Source organism: Anabaena sp. CCY 9402-a, assembly GCF_963920945.1.
Classification (GTDB): domain Bacteria; phylum Cyanobacteriota; class Cyanobacteriia; order Cyanobacteriales; family Nostocaceae; genus Trichormus; species Trichormus minutissimus.
The window spans coordinates 1-1,800 of sequence record NZ_CAWUDL010000172.1; the positions used below are offsets into that span (position 1 = coordinate 1).

General features: G+C 36.7%; 2 protein-coding genes and 1 pseudogene. All 3 read right to left on the bottom strand.

Annotation, left to right across the window (positions count from 1 at the left end; all coding sequences use genetic code 11):
• Window positions 1–8: 8 nt before the first annotated feature.
• The 3 genes and pseudogenes from ACM0OR_RS28055 to rnc all read right to left on the bottom strand — a co-directional run bounded on the left by ACM0OR_RS28055 (window position 9) and on the right by rnc (window position 1,398).
• Window positions 9–299, bottom strand: coding sequence for a XisI protein (locus tag ACM0OR_RS28055; protein ID WP_414579678.1), 291 nt, complete (start codon window positions 297–299; stop codon window positions 9–11).
• Window positions 287–699, bottom strand: a pseudogene (locus ACM0OR_RS28060) (XisH family protein). The gene ACM0OR_RS28055 and the pseudogene ACM0OR_RS28060 overlap by 13 nt, the downstream one beginning before the upstream one ends.
• A gap of 12 nt (window positions 700–711) precedes the next feature.
• Window positions 712–1,398 (bottom strand): ribonuclease III, encoded by a 687-nt coding sequence (gene rnc / locus ACM0OR_RS28065; RefSeq protein WP_414579680.1) that lies wholly within the window; start codon window positions 1,396–1,398, stop codon window positions 712–714.
• Between the last annotated feature and the right edge of the window lie 402 nt (window positions 1,399–1,800).

Here is a 1,800-nt window from a genome sequence, read left to right on the forward strand (position 1 = left end):
CTACGGAGTCAATTTTTCTCTTGCCTTGGAATGACTTTTTCAGCAAGCCCTAATTCATAGGTAACACCATCTTCTGTGTCATCCCGTTGTACCCAAATTTTACTATCAATAATTTCCAGATGAACTAAGCAACCATGAATTCGCTTGACACCATCCCAGCCTAAAGTTATCAGTAAATAACTGTCATTTTCGCTATCAAACACAGCTTGACATTTAATATCTGCATAAGAATAAGGAATTTGTGTGTAGGGTGTTAATACCTCTTTGATGATGTGCCGATAATTATCTAAGGTATCCATTGGATAATCCTCTCTGTTGCTGGATTAAAAACTAGTAACTTGAGATTTTCGCTTTCTATTAAAAGTGTACCAATTGGTTCTTCAAACAAAGTTGTAAATATACTGTCCCTCACACCCAAATATAATGTTCTTTCTGGTTCTAGGCGATTGATAACAGCACGATACATGATAAATCCCCCAATGGCATCTTTTAGGTCTGCCATTTCTGAGGGACTAACAAAACTTTTAACTTCTACAGCTATTTTTTTAGTTCCTTATTCTGCGGCTAAGAGTTGTGTTGTGCCTAAATCTACATATCTTTTTGACCCCACTTTAAATGTAGAGGGTCATCCGTAATTATCCAGCCATCTTGAATTAAGGCATTCTTAACAGCATCGTGATAAATATCTCTTGCAGGCATATCAAAGTATATTTATGACAACAAACCTTGTGTTTTTAATTTAGCTAACGCATCCTCAGCCGACAATTTTTCTGCTTCTTTTTTATTACGTCCCGTACCCTCTCCGTACTTTTGATTTTCCACATAAACTTCCGCTTTGAATTCTGGCGCGTGAGACAAACCACCTGTTTGTGTTGTGACATATTTGGGAGGAGTCGGTCCAATATTACGCTGTACCCATTCTTGAAACCGATTTTTTGAGTCTACATTAGAGCGAGATACCACAATTTGTTCAGGGACAGCATCAAATAATGGTTCTATAATTGCACGCACAGCTTCAATATTGGAGTCATTATCTAAATAGTAAGCACCAATCACAGCTTCTAATGTACTGCTAAGTAAATTAGGATTTTGATAGCCACCATCTCGAATTGCGCCTTTACCTAAACGCATTCTGGAATCTAAACCGACTTCAATAGCAAACTTTGCCAGTTGTTTTTCATCTACTAATGCTGAACGCCGCCGCGTTAATTCATCTTCTCCCTTTTCTGGGTGACGACGATAAAGATATTCACCACTTAAAAAATTCAGCACAGCATCACCGAGAAATTCTAAGCGTTCATTATGTTCGCCTTCTCCTGGGTTTTCATTAACATAAGAACGGTGAGTAAGCGCACGTCGTAAAAGTTTTTCATCACGGAACATCAGAATATTGTGCATATTTGTTTTTTGTTACAGAAATTAATTGTTGAAAAATAGAGAAATGCTATCAGCTTTAAACATGAAAAAACCGCAGCATAGGCGGTTTTTCATCAACTCAGTTGAGCAAATAAACTAGGTTTTTAGAATTAGCTTTAGGCAGCCAGTATGTCTAAATCAATTAAAAGCAATTCTTGATTATGCTTTCGTACTTTACCATCCTTAATAGCCGCATTCACAAACTGACTAAAATTTTTAGGCTATCTCAGACTAGATATGTTAAATTAACAACAGAAATACCAATTGAGTAAAACCCTTCTTCTAAAATTATGAAAGTTAGTTAAGCCATAAGCCCTGCTTTTAATGAGCTAGGACTTACGCATTGACAAAAAACATCATCTATAGAACCTAGGGATGCTAGAT

Excerpts from the sequence above, each read along its gene's own strand:
- ACM0OR_RS28055 (WP_414579678.1), bottom strand. The coding sequence starts at position 299 with ATGGATACCTTAGATAATTATCGGCACATCATCAAAGAGGTATTAACA.
- rnc (WP_414579680.1), bottom strand. The coding sequence starts at position 1,398 with ATGCACAATATTCTGATGTTCCGTGATGAAAAACTTTTACGACGTGCG.